General features: G+C 69.5%; 21 protein-coding genes. 8 read left to right on the top strand and 13 right to left on the bottom strand.

The genetic code is table 11. From position 1 onward, the window contains the following. Window positions 1–8: 8 nt before the first annotated feature. From H3309_RS17595 to H3309_RS16385, 9 genes are read right to left on the bottom strand one after another with little or no spacing between them, the layout of a single operon-like run. Complete coding sequence (locus H3309_RS17595) at window positions 9–1,115, bottom strand: PASTA domain-containing protein (RefSeq protein WP_182296150.1); 1,107 nt, start codon at window positions 1,113–1,115, stop codon at window positions 9–11. Next, a complete protein-coding gene (locus tag H3309_RS16420; protein ID WP_182296148.1) occupies window positions 1,112–1,768 on the bottom strand; it encodes a hypothetical protein in 657 nt (218 codons plus the stop codon). Before H3309_RS16420 ends, H3309_RS17595 begins: the two co-directional genes overlap by 4 nt. After that, window positions 1,761–2,708 (bottom strand): hypothetical protein, encoded by a 948-nt coding sequence (locus tag H3309_RS16415; protein WP_182296146.1) that lies wholly within the window; start codon window positions 2,706–2,708, stop codon window positions 1,761–1,763. Before H3309_RS16415 ends, H3309_RS16420 begins: the two co-directional genes overlap by 8 nt. Then, window positions 2,708–3,253 carry a hypothetical protein gene (locus H3309_RS16410; RefSeq protein WP_182296144.1) on the bottom strand — a complete coding sequence of 182 codons (546 nt, stop codon included), beginning with the start codon at window positions 3,251–3,253 and terminating at the stop codon, window positions 2,708–2,710. Before H3309_RS16410 ends, H3309_RS16415 begins: the two co-directional genes overlap by 1 nt. 31 nt (window positions 3,254–3,284) lie before the next feature. After that, complete coding sequence (locus H3309_RS16405; RefSeq protein WP_207791531.1) at window positions 3,285–4,055, bottom strand: hypothetical protein; 771 nt, start codon at window positions 4,053–4,055, stop codon at window positions 3,285–3,287. A gap of 16 nt (window positions 4,056–4,071) precedes the next feature. After that, window positions 4,072–4,536, bottom strand: a complete 465-nt coding sequence (locus tag H3309_RS16400) for a hypothetical protein (RefSeq protein WP_182296142.1) — start codon at window positions 4,534–4,536, stop codon at window positions 4,072–4,074. Next, on the bottom strand, window positions 4,533–6,368 hold the full coding sequence (locus H3309_RS16395) for an OmpA family protein (protein ID WP_182296140.1): 1,836 nt from the start codon (window positions 6,366–6,368) through the stop codon (window positions 4,533–4,535). Before H3309_RS16395 ends, H3309_RS16400 begins: the two co-directional genes overlap by 4 nt. Then, window positions 6,358–6,927 carry a peptidylprolyl isomerase gene (locus H3309_RS16390; RefSeq protein WP_182296138.1) on the bottom strand — a complete coding sequence of 190 codons (570 nt, stop codon included), beginning with the start codon at window positions 6,925–6,927 and terminating at the stop codon, window positions 6,358–6,360. Before H3309_RS16390 ends, H3309_RS16395 begins: the two co-directional genes overlap by 11 nt. Then, window positions 6,924–7,991 (bottom strand): hypothetical protein, encoded by a 1,068-nt coding sequence (locus H3309_RS16385; protein ID WP_182296136.1) that lies wholly within the window; start codon window positions 7,989–7,991, stop codon window positions 6,924–6,926. Before H3309_RS16385 ends, H3309_RS16390 begins: the two co-directional genes overlap by 4 nt. 240 nt (window positions 7,992–8,231) lie before the next feature. Between H3309_RS16385 and gyrA the strand changes: the two genes are divergently transcribed. The 8 genes from gyrA (at window position 8,232) to H3309_RS16345 (ending at window position 17,798) form a co-directional block, all read left to right on the top strand. Then, the gene (gene gyrA, locus H3309_RS16380; RefSeq protein WP_182296134.1) at window positions 8,232–10,946 is read left to right on the top strand and encodes a DNA gyrase subunit A; all 2,715 of its coding nucleotides are present in this window, start codon (window positions 8,232–8,234) and stop codon (window positions 10,944–10,946) included. A gap of 69 nt (window positions 10,947–11,015) precedes the next feature. Next, complete coding sequence (tsaD, locus tag H3309_RS16375; RefSeq protein ID WP_182296132.1) at window positions 11,016–12,059, top strand: tRNA (adenosine(37)-N6)-threonylcarbamoyltransferase complex transferase subunit TsaD; 1,044 nt, start codon at window positions 11,016–11,018, stop codon at window positions 12,057–12,059. Continuing rightward, window positions 12,056–13,039, top strand: a complete 984-nt coding sequence (locus H3309_RS16370) for an NAD(P)H-dependent glycerol-3-phosphate dehydrogenase (RefSeq protein ID WP_182296130.1) — start codon at window positions 12,056–12,058, stop codon at window positions 13,037–13,039. Before tsaD ends, H3309_RS16370 begins: the two co-directional genes overlap by 4 nt. Window positions 13,040–13,246: 207 nt before the next feature. Next, entirely contained in the window at window positions 13,247–14,116 is an 870-nt protein-coding gene (locus H3309_RS16365) for a UDP-2,3-diacylglucosamine diphosphatase (RefSeq protein ID WP_182298870.1), read from the top strand. Next, the gene (locus H3309_RS16360) at window positions 14,113–15,159 is read left to right on the top strand and encodes a glycosyltransferase family 4 protein (RefSeq protein ID WP_182296128.1); all 1,047 of its coding nucleotides are present in this window, start codon (window positions 14,113–14,115) and stop codon (window positions 15,157–15,159) included. Before H3309_RS16365 ends, H3309_RS16360 begins: the two co-directional genes overlap by 4 nt. Window positions 15,160–15,196: 37 nt before the next feature. Further along, the gene (locus H3309_RS16355) at window positions 15,197–17,059 is read left to right on the top strand and encodes an ABC-F family ATP-binding cassette domain-containing protein (protein WP_182296126.1); all 1,863 of its coding nucleotides are present in this window, start codon (window positions 15,197–15,199) and stop codon (window positions 17,057–17,059) included. Between the two features lie 36 nt (window positions 17,060–17,095). Next, a complete protein-coding gene (locus H3309_RS16350; RefSeq protein WP_182296124.1) occupies window positions 17,096–17,497 on the top strand; it encodes a type II toxin-antitoxin system RelE/ParE family toxin in 402 nt (133 codons plus the stop codon). Continuing rightward, window positions 17,481–17,798: a helix-turn-helix domain-containing protein gene (locus tag H3309_RS16345; protein ID WP_182296122.1), complete on the top strand. Its 318-nt coding sequence runs from the start codon at window positions 17,481–17,483 to the stop codon at window positions 17,796–17,798. Before H3309_RS16350 ends, H3309_RS16345 begins: the two co-directional genes overlap by 17 nt. On the opposite strand, the gene H3309_RS16340 is transcribed toward H3309_RS16345, so the two are convergent. The 4 genes from H3309_RS16340 to H3309_RS16325 all read right to left on the bottom strand — a co-directional run bounded on the left by H3309_RS16340 (window position 17,795) and on the right by H3309_RS16325 (window position 20,649). Beyond that, complete coding sequence (locus H3309_RS16340) at window positions 17,795–19,054, bottom strand: MFS transporter (RefSeq protein ID WP_182296120.1); 1,260 nt, start codon at window positions 19,052–19,054, stop codon at window positions 17,795–17,797. The two genes, H3309_RS16345 and H3309_RS16340, sit on opposite strands and share 4 nt — an antisense overlap. A gap of 104 nt (window positions 19,055–19,158) precedes the next feature. Beyond that, complete coding sequence (locus tag H3309_RS16335) at window positions 19,159–19,347, bottom strand: hypothetical protein (protein ID WP_182296118.1); 189 nt, start codon at window positions 19,345–19,347, stop codon at window positions 19,159–19,161. A gap of 6 nt (window positions 19,348–19,353) precedes the next feature. After that, a complete protein-coding gene (locus H3309_RS16330) occupies window positions 19,354–19,896 on the bottom strand; it encodes a hypothetical protein (protein WP_182296116.1) in 543 nt (180 codons plus the stop codon). Between the two features lie 135 nt (window positions 19,897–20,031). Next, complete coding sequence (locus H3309_RS16325) at window positions 20,032–20,649, bottom strand: hypothetical protein (RefSeq protein WP_182296115.1); 618 nt, start codon at window positions 20,647–20,649, stop codon at window positions 20,032–20,034. Window positions 20,650–20,653 lie beyond the last annotated feature (4 nt).

Raw genomic sequence — 20,653 nt, 5'->3', positions numbered from 1 at the left:
CTCCGCTCCTATCCCTGCCCGCGCGCGAACACCACCAGCACCCGCGCGCCGCGGCTGCTTTCCGTCCCCGCCGCCGGCGTCTGCAACATCGCCTGGCCCTCCGCCGCCGCCGGGTTCAGCGCGCGGCTGCCATAGGTCGCCTCCAGCACCAGCCCCACCGAGGCCAGCACCCGCCGCGCGGCATTTTCGGTCAGCTGCGACACGTCCGGCACGCGCAGCCCGGTGTCGGCCGCGCGCTCGCTGTCCGGCGCCATGTTGACCTTGAATTCCGAGATCGCCGCCCCGGTCGCCGACTTCAGCTCCTCCGCCCCCAGGAAGCGCATCTGCGTGCCATCCCCCACCGCCGCGCCGCGCGCCACGATGGATACCGCCCCCAGCGAGAAGCCGCGCGATTTCAGCGCCACCTGCGCATCGTCCAGCTGCGTCCCCAGGCCGATGGCCAGGTCGCGCATGCCCACCACCCCGCCATCGCCCCCCAAGGCTGCCGCCGTCGCCGCCGTCGCCAGCCCCGGCGCCGTCGCGGCACTCGCCGCATCCGCCGCGCCGCGCACGGTGGTAAAGGTCCGCTCCCGTTCGGCCAGCAGCCGCTCGCGGCTCGCCAGCACCGCCTCCCGCGCCGCCAGCAGGTTCGCCGCCGCGATCCGGTCATCACCGCCGCTATCGCTCGCCCCCGTTTCGCTGGTCGCTGTGTCGCTCGCCGCCGTACCGCCTGCTACCGTCACCCCGCGCGCCACCCCGCCGATGGTGAAGCGGTCGCGCCCGCCGAACCGCCCGGCCGCCCGCGCCAGGGTGAAATGCGTCTCCGGCGGCAATCGCGTCAGCTCGCCGAAATCCACGTTCAACAGGCCGCGCGCGCTGCGCGTGATCCCCGGCGTCGCCGACAGCACGGTGGTCGTCCCCGCCTCCACCAGCCGCATCGCCGGGGCAACCGCCACGCTGTCGTCGGCGATCTCGCCCTTGCCGCGCAGCCGGCCGTCACCGTCGCTTTCCGCGCCGCCAAAGGCTGTCCAGGCGCCGCCCGCCAGGTCGAACAGCTGCACCTCCACCTTCACGGCGCTCACCGGCTTGGCATCGCCGTCCAGCAGCCGCGCGAACCATTGGAAGCTCGTGCTCATCCCACCAGCTCCACCGGGATCGCCGCCCGGGCACTGAACGGCCCGATCGACGCCACCACCACCACCACGCCCTTGCCCGCCTGCTGGTCGGCGATCTCCAGCACGGTCGACGCCTTGCCGGCGGCATCGGTGGTCAACAGCGCCGCGGCCAGCCGCGTGCCCGGCAGCCGCGTCATCCCGTTCGTCCCCCGCGCCTTCGACAGCAGGTCCGAATCCCGGTCATCGATGTTCAGCTCCACCGGCTGGTTCGCCAGCGTCTCGCCGGCGCTGTTGCTCACGGTCAGCGTGATCGCCGCCTTGCCGCCGATGTTGCCGGCGGTGTCGATGGTGATGCGCGGCACCGGCAGCCCCTCGCCCGGCGGCGTCGCCACCAGCCGGCCGGAAATCGTGCTGCGCACCGACTGGTCCTTGCTGTCCGCCGCCTTGGGCAGGAACATCAGCGCCACCGGCCGGCCGCCGGCGCCGCTCTTGGTTTCCATGGTCACCTGGATGGTGAAATCCAGGAAGGGCAGCTGGTAACTGGTCAGCGGCCGGCCACTGGGGTCCACCAACGGGCCGCTGTTCAGCGCCATCTGCGCCTCGCGCACCCCCTCGGCCAGGGAGACCAGCAGCTCCTCCACCGAATTGCCGACGAACTGGCTCTGCTCAGGCATCGCCGCCTCCCTCCGCCCGCCGCGCCCGCAGCCGCTCCAGCGCCCGGTCGCGCCGCGCATCGTCGTTCGCCGCGTCCGCCTCGCGCAGCTCGCGCGCGGCGGACGCGCTCTCCCGCAGCTGCTCCGCCTTCGCCGTCATCTCGTCGATCGTCCCCACCACCACCGCCAGCTTCCGCGCCGCCTCCCGCACATAGGGATCGGCCCGCCCCAGCCCCGGAATCCGCTCCCGCGCCCGCTCCTCCCAGCCATCCGGGATGGCGCTGCGCGCCGCCCCCAGCGCCCGTTCCGCCGCGGCATAGCTCCTCCGCCCGCGCGCCGCCATGTCCCGCGCCGCCGCCAGCCGCCGGTCGAGCGGATCACCGCCGCCCTCCCGCCGCTCCCCCGGCGCGCGCAGCGCCCGGCCGGCATCGCTCAGCGCGCTGCCCACGTCCCGCAGCGCCGAAATCCGCCGGCCCGCCTCGGCCCGCCCGCGCGCCAGGTCGGGCAGCGCCGGCACCCGTGGCAGCGCCCCCGGGGTCTCGCGCACGCTTTCGCCCGGCGTGGCGCGCACGCTCTCGCCCGGCGTCCCGCGCAACAGCGGTTCGGGAAAGGCCATCCCCGGCGTCCGCGGCGCCTCGCGCGCCGCCTCTGCCCGTGCCGCATCCCGCGCGCCACCCCAGCGCGCCAGTTCCGCCCGCCGTTCCGCCAGCGGCGCCACGGCATAGCGCGGATCGCTCGGCGCCGCCCCCGTCAGCGCCGCCATCGACCGCTCCAGCGCCGCCCGCTCCTCCAGCAACCGCGCCAGCCCCGGCGCCACGCTGGCGGGATCGACCGCCGGCGCGGCGATAGCCGCAACAGGCGCAGGCGCGGCGGCAACCGCCGTCGGCGCAGCCGCGACCGCCGTCGGCGGGCGACCCCCGGCCCGTGCCCGCGCCAGCGCATCCTGCCACGGCGCCGGCATCAGGTCGTCGGCGCCGCGCGCTTGGAAATCAGGTCGCGCACCCGCTCCTCGAACAGCGCCGGCGGCGGCACCGGCACCAGCTTGGTGCGCATCAGGCTGCTGCCCTCCGCGCTATACTGGTATTTCGCGGCATAGCTGGCGCTGACGCTGCTCGACGCCACCGAACCGCCGCCACCGAACGGCGTCCAGAAGGCACCGCCCGCGGTCACGCTCGAACTCGCCTCGCGCTTGATCTCGGTCTCGCTCTTGAAGCTGATCGACATCTTCAGCTCGATGACGGTGTCGACGAACTGATAGAAGGTCGGCGTGAACCCCAGCTCCATCAGGCTGTATTCCTGCCCGTCGCCGAACTTCACCAGATATTTCTTGCTCTTGTTGCCCTCGCCCGGCGTCGCCTCATCCTTTTCCTCGTCATAGCCCGCCATCAGGCGGGCGATGCGCAAGGACACCAGGTCCAGCTGCAACTGCGCCTGCGCGATGCCCACGCCCAGCCGCTGCACCATCTCGGGGAACGGCACCGCCAGCAATTCGGTTCCAACGCTCATCGCGATATCCTTTGCACAGCGTTACGCCCCATCATGTCGGCCCCGGCCCGGGCGTCGGCGCCGGCCCCAGCTCACGCTCTAGCAGCTTCCTGCGCCGCTCGACATCCTCGTCCAGCTGCCGCCGGATGCGCTCCTCCAGGATCGGCGGCGGCGGCAGCGGCACCAGCTTGGTGCGCAGCAGGCTGCTGCCCTCCGCGCTATAGCTGTATTTCGCCGAATAGGTGGCATCCACCTGGCTGGTGCTGACTGTGTCCGAACTCGCCTTCGGCCCGCCGAAGATCGCCCCGAAAACCCCGCCGCCGATGCCGAACTTGGTGGTGTTCTGCCGCGTGTCGCGCGTCGTCCGCGTCGATTCGAAACTGCGGGTGATCTTGATCGCGATCTTCACCTCGATGATCGTGTCGACGAACTGGTAGAAGGTCGGCGAGAAGCCCAGCTCCAGCATCGACAGCCGCGTCGGCACGCGGATCAGCGTCGTGTCCTTGTTGGCATTGTTCGGCACGCCGGCGATCTCGCGCAGCCGGTTCATCATCGCCGTCGCGTCGCCCCCCGTCAGCCCGACGTCGGCCGCCATATAGGCCTCGGCCTGCTTGATCGTCATCAGGTCGTATCCGAAGAAGATGCGGCTGTCGTCGAAGGTCGGCTTGCCCTCCTCGTCATAGATGACCTTCAGCCCGCCCATCATCTCGGCCACCTCGATGCTGCTGGCGTCCAGCTTCATCTGCCCCTCGGCAATCGCGAACGCCATCTGCCGGATCATGTCCCCCATCGGGACGTTCAGCAGCTCCTGACCAATCGACATGATCGTCTCTCCCTTCTCAGACCGTCTTCGCGCTCAGCTTGCGCAGCAGATTTTCCAGGATCTCCGGCGGCGGCAGGCTGACGACGCGCGCCGCGATCGAACTCATCCCCTCGGCACTCACCGAAAATTTCCGGGCATAGGACACGCTGACCGAGGCCGCGACCATCACAAACCCGGCCTGCACCCCCACCTGCGCCCCCGCGGTCACGCCGAACTCGGTGCCCTCGGTCATGCTGAAGCTCAGCTTCGCCTCCACCGTCGCCTCGGTGAAGCTGTAGAAGGTCGGCGTGAACCCCAACGCCATCAGGTTATACTTCTCGCCCCCCACCTCCACCTCGGTCGTCGCCATCAGCTGCGCGCTCGCCACGCTGTTCGCGTCCAGCGCCCGCTGCGCGTCGGCAATGGCGATCCCCAGCCGCTGGATGATGTCGGGAAGCGGCGCGGACAGCAGCTGCCGCGTGACCTGGGGAACCTCGCTCATGGCGTCGGCGTCGGTGTCGGGGTGGGTGTCGGGCTGGGTGTCGGTGTCGCCGGCTGCGGCGCCAGGAAGGTGCGGATTTCATCCAGGAACTCGACCGGCGCCGGGATGGAGACGATCCGCGCGCTGATGCTGCTGTTGCCGTTCACCGACTGCTCGAACATCCGGCTGGTGCGGTAATCCACCGAAATGCCCACCGCCAGCGCATAGTTGGTGCGGTTCGGATCGGCCGTCGGCGTGCTGCTGCTGCCCGGCCCCGCCGCGCTCGCCAGCGGCTGGCTGATGCGCGCGCCGCCATCCGCCGCCAGCGTGATGTCGGCGGTGCCCAGCGTCAGCAGGTCGAGCACGATGGCATCGTCCGCCCGCGCCACGAACACCACCGCGCCGCGCCGCGTCGCCCGCGCGCCATTGGTCGCCGAACCGGCGTTGATGTCGCGCGCCAGGTTGAAGGCAAAGGCTTCGGGGCTGTCGGTCGCGAACACCGTGCCGTCGCTGTTCACCGCCGCGCCGCTCACCGCCACCGCGGTCGCCGCCGTGCCGACATTCACCGCCGTCGCATCCACCGCCTGCGCGCTCGACCGCGCCAGCGCGACAAAACCGTTCCCCGCCGAGCCATCGGTGCGGTTCGGCGTCGGCGTCGCCTGCAGGTTGGTGCCCGCCGATTCCACCACGATATAATGGTCGTTGCCGGGGATCGTCACCTCCGCCCGCCGGAACTGCGCATTGTCGGCGCCGTTGGGCGTCCCCGCCCAGCGCGTCTCCCCGGTGCTCGGCAACACCGTGGTGATGCGCGACGCCGCGATGCCCAGCGCGATCAGCTGGTCGCGCACCCGCGTCGCGCGGTCGCTGCCCAGCCGGACATTGTTCGCCTCACCCCCCTGCCGGTCGGTGAAGCCGCTCACGGTAATCGCCTGCGTGCCGCCGCGCAGGATGGAGGCGATCACCCCCAGCTCGGTCAGGGCGGCGGGTTTCAGCACGCTGCTGCCGGTATCGAACAGGGCGATGGCGATGGCACCGGGTGCATCCGGCGCCGTTGTCGCGCCATTGGCATCGCGCACCAGCCGCGCGTTGAACCCGCCCAGCCCGGCGATCGCCGTCCGCACGCTGCGCGCGAATGCCAGCGAATCCGCCTCGGAATTGACCGTCGCCACCTTGCCGCTGGCCAGCGTATAGACCTCGTTTGCCCCCGCCGTCGGCGTATTGCTGATGCGGATCAGTGCCGCATCCGCCCGCGCCGTCGGCAGGAAAGCAACCGCGTTGCGCGACAGCACCGGGTTGGTCGCGCTGCCCGGCGTCAGCGCCAGCGTCACGTCGCGCGCGGTGTTGTTCACGAACACCCGGTCGAACCGCCCCGTCGGCATCCGCAACCGGTCCGCCAGGCCATTGGCCGCCGTCTCCAGATCCGCGCCGGTCACCTCCAGCCGCGTTCCCGCCACCGTCACGCTCGCCGGCATCGCGGTCAGCGTCACCTGCGCCAGCCGCGCGTTGGCCGGCGTGCCCGATGCCGCCCCGGGACCATTGTTCAGCCCGAAATCCACCCGGCCGCCGATGCCGAACGCCTCCGTCCGCCCCACCTTCATGGTCAGCTGCAACGACACCGTCAGATCGGCATGCTGATAATGGTAAAAGGGCGGCGACAGCCCCAGCTGCAACAGGCTTTTGCCCCCCAGCCCCTCGCGTGGCTGCACATATTCGCCCACCTGCGCCAGGCTGTTCAGGTCCAGCTGCAACTGCGCCTCGGCGATGCTGATGCCCATCGCCTTGATGAAATTGGCGACGCTCGTGTCGGTCAGTATCTGTCCCGGCGTCATCGTCTCGATGGGATTATCGGCCATGGAAAGCCTCCTTCAGGGGGTCCGATTGCTGAGCCCGCGCGGGGGGATCGAGCGCGCGCGCCGCCTCGACACTGTCCGCCCGCACCACGAAATAACCGTGCCGCCGCTGCGCCTCGGCCAGCCGCGCCGGGCTGACGCTCAGCCCGCGTGCCGTCCATTCCAGCAGCTGCGCCGCCAGCGGCAGCGCCGCATCCAGCGCCAGCGCCCCGGCCAGCGTCGCCTGCGCCGCCGCCACCTCGCCGGCCTTCAGTTCATTGACCCCCTGCCGCTCCAGCAGGTGCGCGCGGTCGCGGCGCTGGAAATCGCTCGGGTCGGGGTTGGCGGCCGCACTCGCCGCTTCCCGCGCCAGCGCAACCGCCCGCGCATGCGCGCCCATATGCTCCAGCGATTCCAGCACGCAGTGCAGGTAATGCCGCGCGAACAGCTGCGGCGCCCGCGCCGCCTGCGCCAGCCGCAGCGCCTCGCGATAGCGCGCCAAAGCCTCCTTGTGCCGGCCCTTCAGCGCCAGCAGCTTGCCGCCCTCGGCCACCCCCACATGCAGCTGGTGCAGGTCGCTCATGCCGCCACCACCTCCACGCCCGCCGCTTCCAGCCGCGCCCGCAGCAGCCGCGCGCGCGGCTCCGCCATGGGTGGTGTCGCAAACGGCGGCGCGGCATCGAAGCCGAAGCCCGCCAGCACGCCCGGCGGCGCTGAATATATATGCAACGCCATCGCGCCAAAGGTCGAAAGCTCCGCCCGGGCACCGAACCCGGCCTGCGCGAACGCCGCCAGCCGCTCCGGCACATCCGCCATCGGCACCCGCTCGGCGACCGGCACCGGCAAAATCTCCGCCAGCAGCGGATAATCCTCCGCCGGCACGCCGGCCAGCATCTCCAGCGCCGCCACGCCGGCGGTCGCGTCCGCCGGCATCGCCGTCAGCCACAGCGTGAAGCGCAGGAAGGCCTGGTTGACGATCCGCACGCCCTCGGGCGCCTTCAGCCGCCGCCACAGCGCATCCGCCGCGCCGCGCTCCAGGTCGAACAGCGTCACGCTGCCATCCGCCCCCGTCGCCGCATCCGCCGCGATGTGCGGTCGCAAGACCGCGCGCTGCGCCGCGCTCAGCCCGCCGGCGAACAGCGCATAGCGCGCCGTCGCCGCCTCCGACGCCGTCAGTTCGACGGCGCCGGCCGGCAATGCCCGGTCGAGCGCCTGCACCGTCGCCGCCGTCACATTGCCCAGCACGATCCCCGGCGGCGTCAACAGCGTCTCCAGCGCCTGTTCGGGCGGCATCCCCAGAAACCGACCCAGCGCGTCGGCCACCGCGTCGGCTGCCGCCGGCTCCACCAGGTCGGCCGCGATGTCCAGCACCGCCGCCCGTGGCGGCGCCTCACCCGCGGGTGCCGCCGCCACTTCCAGCCCCAGCCCGGCGACGATCCCCGCCAGCCGCTGCGCGTCATCGTGCGGCAGGTTGGCCAGCAGCCGCGCCGGCGCGCGGTAGATGGCATCCACCACCAGCTCGATCGGCAGTTCCAGCGCCTCCGCCAACGCCCCCGCCACGCGCGGCGATGCCCGGCCGACACCCAGGATCAGCAGGTCGGATCGGGCATCCGCGTCCGTCGCCGCGACGGGCCGCTCGTCGGTCATCAGCATGGGCTGCACCGGTGGCAGCCGGCGCCGAAACCGCTCATGGCACAGATCGGACAGACAGCGACAAACACCGGAACCACCCCCGTTCGGCTTGTGACGACTGCGACTCTGGTAATTCTTGTTCACAGGTTAACGGGGAAAACAGCCCCCGCGCAAGCCGGATTAACGGGGCCTGCGATTCCCGTCGGATTCATCCAAAAACTGGCCTTTTGCGGCCATGGGGTCTAAGGCCCCCGCATGTCCGACGTGATCGATCCCCCCACCCCCATTCCCCCCCCTATTCCTCCTGCCCCCGGCGGCGACATCGCGCCCGTGAACCTCGTCGAGGAGATGCGCACCTCCTACCTCGACTATGCCATGTCGGTCATCGTCGCCCGCGCGCTGCCGGACGTGCGCGACGGCCTGAAGCCCGTGCATCGCCGCATCCTCTATAGCGCGCACGAAAACGGCTTCGGCCCCGGCAAACCCTATCGCAAATCCGCCCGCATCGTCGGCGACGTCATGGGGAAATACCATCCGCACGGCGACAGCGCGATCTACGACGCGCTCGCCCGCATGGCGCAGGACTGGTCGATGCGGCTGCCGCTGATCGACGGCCAGGGCAATTTCGGCTCGATGGACCCCGACCCGCCGGCCGCCATGCGCTATACCGAGGCGCGGCTCGCCAGGGTGACGGAGGCGCTGACCGACGACCTCGACAAGGACACCGTCGATTTCGTCCCGAATTACGACGGTCAGGAATCGGAACCATCCGTTCTCCCGGCGCGCTTCCCCAACCTGCTGGTCAACGGCGCCGGCGGCATCGCCGTCGGCATGGCGACCAACATCGCGCCCCATAACCTGGGCGAAGTGATCGATGCCTGCCTTGCATGGCTCGATGATCGCGGCCTTTCCGCCGCCGACCTGATGGCCCATGTCCGTGCCCCCGATTTCCCGACCGGCGCGCTCATCCTCAACACCAGCGGCATCGCCAGCGCCATGACCACGGGTCGCGGCAGCATCATGATGCGCAGCCGCCATGTCATCGAGGAGCGGCGCGGAACCGGCCAGCAGATCGTGCTGACCGAAATCCCCTACCAGCTCGGCAAGAACAGCCTCGTTGAAAAGATCGCCGACGCGGTCAAGGACAAGCGCATCGAGGGCGTCTCCGACCTGCGCGACGAGAGCAACCGCGAGGGCGTGCGCATCGTCATGGAGCTGAAGCGCGACGCCGTGCCCGACGTGGTGCTCAACCAGCTCTGGCGCCACACCCCGGCGCAGTCCAGCTTCCCCGTCAACATGCTGGCGCTGCGCGGCGGCCGCCCCGAACTCCTCAACCTGCGCGACGTGATCGAGGCGTTCATCCGCTTCCGCGAAGAGGTCATCACCCGCCGCAGCCGCTTCCTCCTCAACAAGGCGCGCGACCGCGCCCACCTGCTGCTCGGCATGGTGATCGCGGTCAGCAACCTCGACGAGGTGGTCCGCCTGATCCGCGCCGCCGCCAGCCCCGCCGAAGCGCGCGAGGCGCTGATGGCGCGCGCCTGGCCGGCGGCCGAGATCGCGCCCTATCTCGCCCTGGTGGACGCCACCGTCGAAACCGGCCCCAGCGGCAGCGCGTCCGCCGCCACCGACAGCTATTACCTGTCGGACGCGCAGGCCCGCGCCATCCTGGAGCTGCGCCTCAACCGCCTGACCGCGCTTGGCCGCGACGAGATCGCGGACGAGCTGAAGACGCTTGCCGCCACCATCGCCGACCTGCTCGACATCCTCGCCAGCCGCGCCCGCCTGGAAAGCGTGCTGCGCGCCGAACTCGCCGTCGTGCGCGACAGTTTCGCCACCCCGCGCCGCAGCGAGATCGTGCAGGCCGACGATGTCGACGACGAGGACCTGATCGCGCGGGAGGACATGGTCGTCACCACCACGCTTTCCGGCTGGATCAAGCGGGTCAGCCTGGACAGCTACCGCGCCCAGCGCCGCGGCGGCAAGGGCCGCAACGCCATGACCACCAAGGAGGAGGATACGATCACCGAGCTGTTCGTCGCCTCCACCCACGCCCCGGTGCTGTTCTTCAGCACGCGGGGCAAGGTCTATCGCCTGAAGGTGTGGAAACTGCCCGAAGGCACGCCGCAGTCGAAGGGCCGCGCCATGGCGAACCTGCTGCCGCTGGAGCCCGGCGAGACCATCGCCACCGTGCTGCCGCTGCCCGAGGACGAGGGCGAATGGGCGAAGCTGCACGTGATGTTCGCCACCGCCCATGGCTATGTCCGCCGCAACAGCATGGATGCCTTCGCCAACGTGCCGGCCAACGGCAAGCTCGCCATGCGCTTCGAGGATGGCGACGAGGACAGCCTGATCGGCGTCGCCCTCTGCCACGAGCGGGAGGATGTGCTGCTCGCCGCCCGCAGCGGCAAGGCGATCCGTTTCGCCGTCGACGATGTCCGCGAGTTCCAGAGCCGCACCTCGTCCGGCGTGCGCGGCATGACGCTGGCGCCCGGCGACGAGGTCATCAGCCTGTCGATCCTGCGCGGCTTCGAGGCCACGGCGGACGAGCGCGAAGCCTATCTGAAAGCCGCGCCGTGGAAGGCCGACCCGGCCGAACCGACGCTGCCGCCCGAGCGCATGGCGGAATTCACCGCCGCCGAGCAGTTCATCCTCACCATCACCGCCAACGGCTATGGCAAGCGCTCCAGCGCCTTCGAATATCGCCAGACCGGGCGCGGGGGCCAGGGCGTGGTGAACATCGACACCAGCGAGCGCAACGGGCCGGTGGTCTCCAGCTTCCCGGTCGAACCCACCGAACAGCTGATGCTGGTCACCGACCAGGGCAAGCTGATCCGCACCGGCGTGTCCGACATCCGGATCATGGGCCGCGGCACGCAGGGGGTGACGCTGTTCAAGGTCGCCGACGACGAACATGTCGTCAGCACCGCCCGCATCCGCGACGATGGCAGCGACGAAGAAGGTGGCGAGTAACAACCTGACGCCCTCTCCCCCGGCACGGGGGAGCGACTCGCGGCAAAGCCGCGGCGGAGGGGGCCAGCCATGGACACGGCCGGCCTGATCCTGGGCATCGAATCCAGCTGCGACGAAACCGCCGTCGCGCTGGTGCGCCATGACCGCACCATCCTCGCCGAACGCATCGCCAGCCAGGATGAGACCCACGCGCCCTGGGGCGGCGTCGTCCCCGAACTTGCCGCCCGCGCCCACACCGAACGCCTGACGCCCATGGTGGAGGCCGTGCTGGCAGACGCCGGCATCGCGCTCGGGCATGTGGACGCCATCGCCGCCACCGCCGGCCCCGGCCTGATCGGCGGCGTCATGGTCGGGCTGGTGACGGGGAAGGCGCTGGCCTACGCCGCCGGCAAGCCGCTCCTCGCCATCAACCATCTCGAAGGCCACGCCCTTTCGCCCCGCCTCGCCGACGCCACGCTCGACTTCCCCTACCTGCTGCTGCTGGTCAGCGGCGGCCATTGCCAGCTGCTCGGCGTCGACGGCGTCGGCCGCTACCGCCGCCTCGCCACCACCATCGACGATGCCGCCGGCGAAGCCTTCGACAAGGTGGCGAAGATCTTGCGGCTAGGCTTTCCCGGCGGGCCGGCGCTGGAACGCGCGGCCGCCACCGGCGACCCCGCCGCCGTTCCCCTGCCGCGCCCGATGGTCGGCAGCGACGAACCGCATTTCAGCTTCGCTGGCCTGAAAACCGCGGCGCTCCGTGCCCACCAGTCCGGCAGGCACGGCGTCGCCGACATCGCCGCCGCCACCCAGGCCGCCATCACCGACGCGCTCGAGGACCGCACCCGCCTGGCGCTCGCCGCCATGCCCGAAGCCACCGCGCTGGTGGTCGCCGGCGGCGTCGCCGCCAATGCCGCCATCCGCGCCCGCCTCGCCGCGCTCGCCGCCGCGCACCGCCTGCCCTTCGTCGCGCCGCCGCTCAAGCTCTGCACCGACAATGCCGCCATGATCGCCTGGGCCGGCTGCGAACGTTTCGCCCTCGGCCTCACCGACCCCCTGGAAACCCCCGCCCGCCCGCGCTGGCCGCTGGACGACCGGGCCGACCCCGTCCGCGGCGCCGGGGTCAAGGCATGAGCGCCCCGCTCGCCATCCTCGGCGCCGGCGCCTGGGGCACTGCCCTCGCCCAGACCCTCGCTGCAGACGACATCCCCGTCCTGATCTGGGCGCGCGAGCCGGAAGTGGTCCGCGCCGTCAACCAGGCCCATGAAAACCCCGCCTTCCTCCCTGGCGTCCCGCTGCACGCCAACATCCGCGCCACCGGCCTGACCGGCGATCTCGCATCCTGCCCGGTCTGGCTCGTCGTCACCCCGGCGCAACATCTGCGCGCCACGCTCGCCGAAAGCCCGGTCGCCCACCGCCCCACCCTGATCCTCTGCGCCAAGGGCATCGAGGCGCGGTCACTCGCGCTGATGTCCGACATCGCCGCCCAGGTCGCGCCTGCCAGCCCGCTCGCCGTCCTCTCCGGCCCCAGCTTCGCGCGCGAGGTGGCGGAGGGCAAACCCACCGCCGTCACCCTCGCCTGCGCCGATGCCGACTGCGGGGAGCGCCTCGCCCGCACCCTCGCCCGCCCGGCCTTTCGCCCCTATTGGAGCGACGATGTCATCGGCGCGGAAATCGGCGGCGCGGTCAAGAATGTGCTGGCCATCGCCTGCGGCGTCGTCATCGGCGCCGGCCTGGGGGAAAATGCCCGCGCCGCGGTGATCGCGCGCGGTTTCGCTGAAATGACCCGCTTCGGCCTGGCGCGCGGCGCCCGCGCGGAAACGCTCGCCGGCCTCTCCGGCCTCGGCGACCTTGTACTGACCTGCGGCAGTACGCAAAGCCGCAACTTCACGCTGGGCCACGCCCTGGGCCAGGGGCAGAGCGCCACCCAGGCGCTCGCCGGCAAGACCAGTGTCGCCGAAGGCGCGGCGACGGCCCCCGTCCTGGTCCGCGCCGCGCAGGCCGCCGGTGTGGACATGCCCATCGCCGCCGCCGTCGCCGCGCTGCTGACCGGCAGCGCCGATGTCCGCGCCGTCACCGACGCACTGCTCAGCCGGCCGCTCAGAGCGGAATAGCCACCGCCACCTGAGTCAATCCGCCGCACCCGCCGTCGCGCAACCGTCACAAAGCCGCAACGCCCGCGTCATGCCTTCGCCCTACTGCCGTCGGGCAACCGATGAAGGGGACCTTCCATGGCCACGGTTGCCCGTGCCCCAACCAGACCCGCTGCCAAAGCGCCGCGCTTCCCGCGCCTTGCCGACCTGTCGAGCGGTCCCGACTGGATGCAGGAGGAGGACAGCGACGAGCCCCGTCGCAAGCTGCGCTATCGCACGGTGTTCATTTCCGACACCCACCTCGGCACCGCCGGCTGCAATGCCGACCTGCTGCTCGATTTCCTGAAGTCGATCGAGACCGAAACCCTCTATCTGGTGGGCGACATCATCGACGGCTGGCGCCTGAAAAAGGGCTGGTACTGGCCCACCCGCCACAATGACGTGGTGCGCCGCGTGCTGAAAATGGCGAAGAAGGGCACGCGCATCATCTATGTGCCCGGCAACCATGACGAGGTGCTGCGCGATTTCGTCGGCCTCAATTTCGGCGACGTGGAAATTGTCGCCGAAGCCATCCACCACAGCGCCGACGGCAGGAAATATCTGGTGCTGCACGGCGACGAGTTCGACGGCGTCGTGCTCTACGCCCGCTGGCTCGCCTTCCTCGGTGACCATGCCTATGCCCTGCTGCTGCGCCTCAACATCTGGTTCAACGCCGCCCGCCGCGCCTTCGGCTTGCCCTACTGGTCGCTGTCGGCCCACCTGAAGGCCAAGGTGAAGAACGCCGTTGAATATATATGCAGGTACGAGGAAGCCGTCGCCCACGCCGCCCGCGAACGCGGTGCCGATGGTGTCATCTGCGGTCATATCCACAGCGCGGAAATCCGCGATTTCAATGGCATCCTCTACATGAACGATGGCGACTGGGTGGAAAGCTGCACCGCGCTGGTCGAACATGCCGACGGCCGCATGAAGATCCTCGACTGGGCCGCCCGCAACCGTGCGAAACGCCTCCCCTCCCCTTCAGGGGAAGTCGAAGACGACGCGAAGCGTCAGCGGCCGGGGGTGGGGCCGTCAATTTCCACACCAATCCCCGCATGAAGCGCCTGCTGCTCGTCTCCGATGCCTGGACACCGCAGGTCAACGGCGTCGTCCGCACGCTGACCACCACGGTCGAGCATCTCCGCGCGCGCGGCATCACCGTCGAGACGATCACGCCCGACCGTTTCGCCTCGCTCCCTTGCCCGACCTATCCGGAAATCCGCCTGGCGCTGACCCCGCCCGGCGCCGTCGGCCGGATGATCCGCGCCTTCGCGCCGGATGCGATCCACATCGCCACCGAAGGGCCGCTCGGCCTGTCCGCGCGCCGCTGGTGCGAGGCGAACAACGCCGCCTTCACCACCAGCTTCCACACCCGCTTCCCGGACTATGTCCACGCCCGTTTTCGCATCCCGCGAAGCCTCAGTTGGCGCTTCCTCCGCTGGTTCCATGGCCGGGCGCGCCACGTGCTGGTCGCCACGCCGCGCCTGGCCGCGGAACTGGCGGACCAGGGCCTGCCCCGCACCCGCCTCTGGTCGCGCGGGGTCGATCTCTCCGCCTTTCGCCCCGGCCTCCCCAAACCCGACGGCTGGCAAGCGCTGCCGCGGCCGATCCTGCTGACGGTCGGGCGGGTGGCAGTCGAAAAGAATATCGAGGCTTTCCTTACCGCCGACGCCCCCGGTACCAAGGTCGTCGTTGGCGATGGCCCGGCGCTCGCCGGCCTGAAGGCGCGCTTCCCGAATGCCCTCTTCACCGGCGCGCTGTCCGGCGAGCCACTGGCGCGCGCCTATGCCGGCGCCGACCTGTTCGTCTTCCCCAGCCGCACCGACACCTTTGGCCTCGTCCTTGTGGAGGCGATGGCCAGTGGACTCCCCGTCGCCGCCTACCCCGTCGCCGGGCCACTGGATGTGGTCGGCGAGGGGGGCGCGCTCAACGAGGATCTTTCCACCGCCATCGCCGCCGCGCTGCGCATTCCCCGTTGTGCCGCCATCGCGCAAGGCCGGCGCTTCAGCTGGGATGCCGCGGTGGACCAGTTCGTCAGCGCGCTCGCCGGCAGCGACATTGCCGCGCGCGAACCCGCGCCCCGCCTGCGCAAGGCCGCCTGACACTGGCGATTCCGGCGCGCGCCTGTTAGGCGGCGCCATGCTCAACGTCTCCGGCATCACCGTGCGCCTCGGCGGGCGCACCATCCTCGATGGCGCCACCGCCGCGCTGCCGCCCAAGAGCCGCGTCGGTCTCATCGGCCGCAACGGCGCCGGCAAGTCCACGCTGCTGCGGGTCATCATCGGCGACCTGGCGCCGGACGACGGCCGGGTGGACATGCCGCGCGGCGCCCGCCTCGGCTATGTCGCGCAGGAGGCGCCGGCCGGCAGCATCACCCCCATCGAAACCGTGCTGGCCGCGGATGTGGAGCGCGCCGCCCTGCTGCACGAGGCGGAAACCTGCACCGACATGCACCATCTGGGCGAGATCCACGAGCGGCTGATGGCGATCGACGCCCATGCCGCCCCGGCCCGCGCCGCCCGCATCCTCGTCGGCCTGGGGTTCGACGAGGCGATGCAGAACGCCCCGATGGACAGTTTCTCCGGCGGCTGGCGCATGCGCGTGGCGCTCGGCGCGCTGCTTTTCTCCGAACCCGACCTGCTGCTGCTCGATGAACCCTCGAACCACCTCGACCTCGAGGCCACGCTCTGGCTGGAAAGCTTCCTGCGCAGCTATCGCGGCACCATCCTGGTGGTCAGCCACGAACGCGACCTGTTGAACAATGTCGTCGATCACATCCTGCATCTGGAGGCCGGCAAGACCACCCTCTACAGCGGCGGCTACGACGCCTTCGAACGGCAGCGCGCCGAACGGCAGGCGCAGCTCGCCGCGGCGCGCGCGCAACAGCTGGCGCAGCGGGCGAAGCTGCAGGATTACATCGCCCGCAACAGCGCCCGCGCCAGCACCGCGAAACAGGCGCAGTCACGGGCGAAGGCGCTTGCGCGCATGCAGCCGATCGCCGCCATGGCCGAGGATCCGACGCTCAGCTTCGATTTCCCCAGCCCGCCCGAACTGCGCCCGCCGCTGATGACGCTGGACAAGGCCGCCGTTGGCTATGGCGATCGCACCATCCTGTCGAACCTCGACCTGCGGCTCGACCCCGACGACCGCATCGCGCTCCTGGGCCGCAACGGCAATGGCAAGACCACGCTCGCACGCCTGCTCGCCGGCCAGCTGGAAACGCGCGGCGGCGGCGTGTTCAAGTCGGGCAAGCTGACCGTCGGCTATTTCACCCAATATCAGGTCGAGGAGCTGGACCGCGACGACACGCCGCTCGAGCATCTCTCGCGCCTGATGCCGGCGGCGAAACCGTCGCAGGTGCGCGCGCAGCTCGGCCGTTTCGGTTTCGCCGGGGACAAGGCGCTGACCAAGGTCGGCAAACTCTCGGGCGGCGAGCGCGCGCGCCTGGCGCTGGCGCTGATCACCCGCGACGCGCCGCACCTGCTCATCCTCGACGAGCCCACCAACCACCTAGATGTCGACGCGCGCGAGGCGCTGGTGCAGGCGCTGAACGATTATGGCGGCGCGGTCGTCGTTGTCAGCCACGACCGCCACATGCTGGAGATGACCGCCGACCGCCTGCTGCTGGTGGATGGTGGCAGCGTGCGGGAGTTCGACGGCAGCCTGAACGACTATACCGACTTCGTGCTCGGCAAGAACCAGCCGAAGAGCGAGGGCCAGAAGGGCAGCGGCAAGAAGGATCGGCAGGCCGCGGCCAAGGCACGCGAGGCGACCAAGGCCCTGCGCGAGGCCGCGGCCGCGGCCGAAGCCGACGTCACCCGCCTTGCCACCCGCCGCGCCGCCATCGACCGCGCGCTGTTCGATCCCGGCAGCGCCGACCCGGCGGACGCGAAGCGGACGGCGAGCGAACTGATGCGCCTGCACGGCGAAACCAGCCGTGCACTGGAAGCCGCCGAAGCCCGCTGGCTGGAGGCAAGCGAGGCCGTTGAAGCGGCAACTTGAACTGTCATACCATGAATGATAGAAGCATCGTCGCGCATGCCGACGACGTCGCCCACCAGGCTTTACACGAACCGCTGGTTCGCGAAATTCGCCAGACAGCATGGCATCGGCAATGAAGCGCTACGGCTTGCCGTAGAGCAGGCTGAGGCAGGGTTGATTGATGCCAATCTTGGCAGTGGCGTGATCAAGCAACGGGTCGCGCGGCAGGGTGAAGGGAAGTCCGGCGGTTATCGCACCATCCTGTTCTTTCGACAGGGCGAATACGCCATATTCGTGTTTGGCTTTGCCAAGAACGACAAGGCCAGTCTGACCACCACGGAACTGGCTATGTATCGTAAAGCGGCAAAGATCATGTTCGGCCTTTCCCAAGCCCAGATCGACAGGGAAGTGCTGGCAGAACGACTGTTTGAGGTGAATGACGATGCCGCAGACCTATAAGAGTGAGCCCCTGGCCGCTGTGCACGAGATGATGGAAGGCCTGCACGAAAGCGGCGCCATTGGGAAGCGTACGATGCGCGAATTCGATGAAGCCTGCCTTGCACCGGCGACACGATTGGCGCCGGAGGAGATTCGCGCGATCCGAGAGGCGCAGCATGTTTCGCAACCTGTGTTCGCCCGTTACCTCAACGTCTCGAAAAACCTGGTTTCCGATTGGGAGCGTGGCACAAAACGCCCGGGCGGTCCGGCACTGCGCCTTCTGTCAATCGTGCAGCGAAAGGGCCTTGACGGTATTGCCTAAACCGCCGCCAGCAGCGCCCGGTTGCGCCGCAGCCGCAGCGCGATCAGCAGGTTCAGCAGCCCGACCAGCAGCAGCACTTCGGCAATGCCCAGGCCCGCCGCCAGCAGCGCGGCCGACACGCCGCTTGCCAGCACCATCGCGGCGGCGTTGATGATGTTGTTCGCCGCGATCGCCCGGCTGCGCTCCGCCGCGCCGGCCGCCGTCTGCAACAGCGCATAGAGCGGCACGATGAACATGCCGCCCGCCACCGAAATCCCCAGCAGCGCCGCCAGGATCAGCCAGCCGTCAGCGCGGGCCAGGAAGGCCGCCACGCCGATCGGAACGGAAGGCGCATCATAGAGCTGGATGCCAAGATAGAGCAGCGCGCCCGAGGCCGCGAGCGCCACGCCGGTGGCCGGCGCCAGGCGGCCGCTGATGCTGCCCTTCATGATGCGGTTGATGGCGAGCGACCCCGCCGCGATGCCCACCGAAAACACCGTCAGGAACAGCGTCGCCACCGCCGGGGAGGCGAGCAGCCGCGTGCTGACCAGTGGCACGAACCCCGCGGTGAACACCGCCCCCATCGCCCAGAACCAGCTGATGGCGATGATCGCCTCCCGCTGCCGCCCGTCCGCCCAGCTGGCGCGCACCACCTTCACGCTGCTGGTCCACGGGTTCAGGTCGGCCCGTCGCCCCGGCTCGACCGGCGGCGCGGGCGGGATGAACAGCGAGAACAGCCAGCCCGCGAACGCCACCGCCACCATGCCGAACGCGGCGCCGCTGTGCCCCACCAGCCCGCCGGCGATCTGCCCCAGCAGGATGGCCATGAAGGTGCCCGCCTCCACCCAGGCGGTGCCCTTCAGCAGCAGCTGCGGCGGCAGGTGCTGCGGCAGGATCGAGTATTTGATCGGGCCGAAGAAGGCCGAGTGCGTGCCGGTCAGGAACAGCACGATCATCAGCAGCATGACACTGTCCGTGAACAACGCCCAGGCGCCGACGCCCAAGATGCCGATCTCCACCGCCTTGATGACGCGGGTGATCGCCGCCTTGTCCCGCGTGTCGGCCAGCTCGCCCGCCATGCCGGAAAACAGGAAGAAGGGCAGGATGAAGATGCCCGCCCCCAGCGTCGCCAGTGCCGCGGCCTGGTCGGGCTGGTCGCGCAGCAACTGGAAGCTGATCAGGAACACCATCGCGGTGCGATACAGATTGTCGTTGAACGCGCTCAGGAACTGCGCCGCCATCAGCGGGCCGAAGTTGCGGGAGAAGAGCAGGGACATCAGCGGCGAACCTGTGCGGGCACACCGATGCTGTCAATGGCGCGTTCACCCGGGCGCAGTCACCGGAAAAGACCTATCGGCAATCGTCATGGCGGCGGAAGCGATCAGAATCCGACGACCGCCAGCCAGAAACCCTGAACCGAAGGCAGGAAGCGACCGGTGTCGATATTCTGGGTCCGGGGAATCAGTGCCGGTCCGAACAGACAGTTGCCGCCTGGATTGTTTATGATGAATGTGTTTACCGCCGCCTGACATTGTGCCTGGCTTTGGGCATAGATGGCTTGATCCGGCATGTTGACTTACTCCTTGATCGCGTTGAGTTTAGTAACAAGACTGGTGTTGTTCAGACGCTTCATCGCAGCTTCGACGGCGGTTGCGTCATTAGCCTTGATCCCGGCGAGAAGCGCCTGCCAGACGCTGTCCTCGCGTGGCAAACCGATGCTTTCGCGCGCGGCGCGCAGCTGCGGTTCGATCTTGTCGAATGACATCTGGGACAGATTTTTCCCGGCTGCTGGCGCCGTGTTGATGATATCTTGCCGTCGTGCCGTGAGTTTCTCGACTTGCTGATCGAGTTTCGCGGCATTGAGGTTGGCCGCGCTGGTGACAAGCGTGAGGCAGGACGCCCGCAGATCGTGAACCCCGGGCTCCGGCGCGCGCGACAGCATGTTGATGCACAGCATCAGGAAGTCATCGACCGTGTTCGATTCATTGACGATATCCTTGACGCTGTCCGCCACGGCTTTCAATGCGGCCGGATCGGCGACTGTCGTGGCAATCGTGCCCGATGGGGCGCCTCCTTCGCCTGTTCCTGCCGTGACGCCGCCGGTCGCACCGCCCGCCACCCGTTCGGCCGCCTCGCGGGACGCCGTGGCTTTTGCTAGCGCCGTTTTCTTCGCATCGACGGTGCCGGCCAGGGTGCAGACGTCCTTGTCCTCCTTGCTGGCCTTGTCATCTTTTTTGACGGCGTCACAGTCCAGTCAGTCCGTCTTGTCCGGCTTCACTTTAGCCTTGGCGGCTTTGGCGTTGTCGAAGGCGGCTTTGGCGTCGGCTTCGGCCTCGACCCGCTTGTCCACCTCCGCCATCGCTTCGTCCAGGGTGCCGCTGACGCTCGTCGTCGTGCCCCCGGCGACGATCACGGTCGACGGTGGCCGCACGGTACGGGTGATCTGTTCGATCGCAAGCACCCCCAGCATCACACGCTGATCGCGCGCCGCCTGCACCACCATCTGGTCCTGATTGATGGCACCGGACAAATAGCGTTCGCACGTGCGATAAAGCGATTCTCGCAAAAGGTTAATGGTCTGCGTGCGCTCTATGGTAGCGCCGGATTCGGCAATCGAGATGCCCAGCTTGGCCCGAACCGCATCGGTGACATTGGCGTCGAAAGATCCGCTACTGCTCAGCACGCTGAAGACATCCGGCGCAGCCTCCGCGCAGATGCGCAGGTCATTGCCGATCTTGTTGCTGATAATGTTGCGCTGCTTGGCATCTACGGTGACGATTGACGGCGCTGCAGCAAAACTGTTGTTCCGGAATACCGCATGCCGGTTGGCGCAGGCGCTCATCAGAAGGCTCGCCCCGGCAAGCAGCAGCACGCCC

Origin of the sequence: Sandaracinobacteroides saxicola (assembly GCF_014117445.1) — a bacterium.
Lineage (GTDB): Bacteria > Pseudomonadota > Alphaproteobacteria > Sphingomonadales > Sphingomonadaceae > Sandaracinobacteroides_A > Sandaracinobacteroides_A saxicola.
The sequence above is the reverse complement of the archived record's forward strand: the minus strand, read 5'-3'. Positions and strand labels throughout refer to the sequence as shown.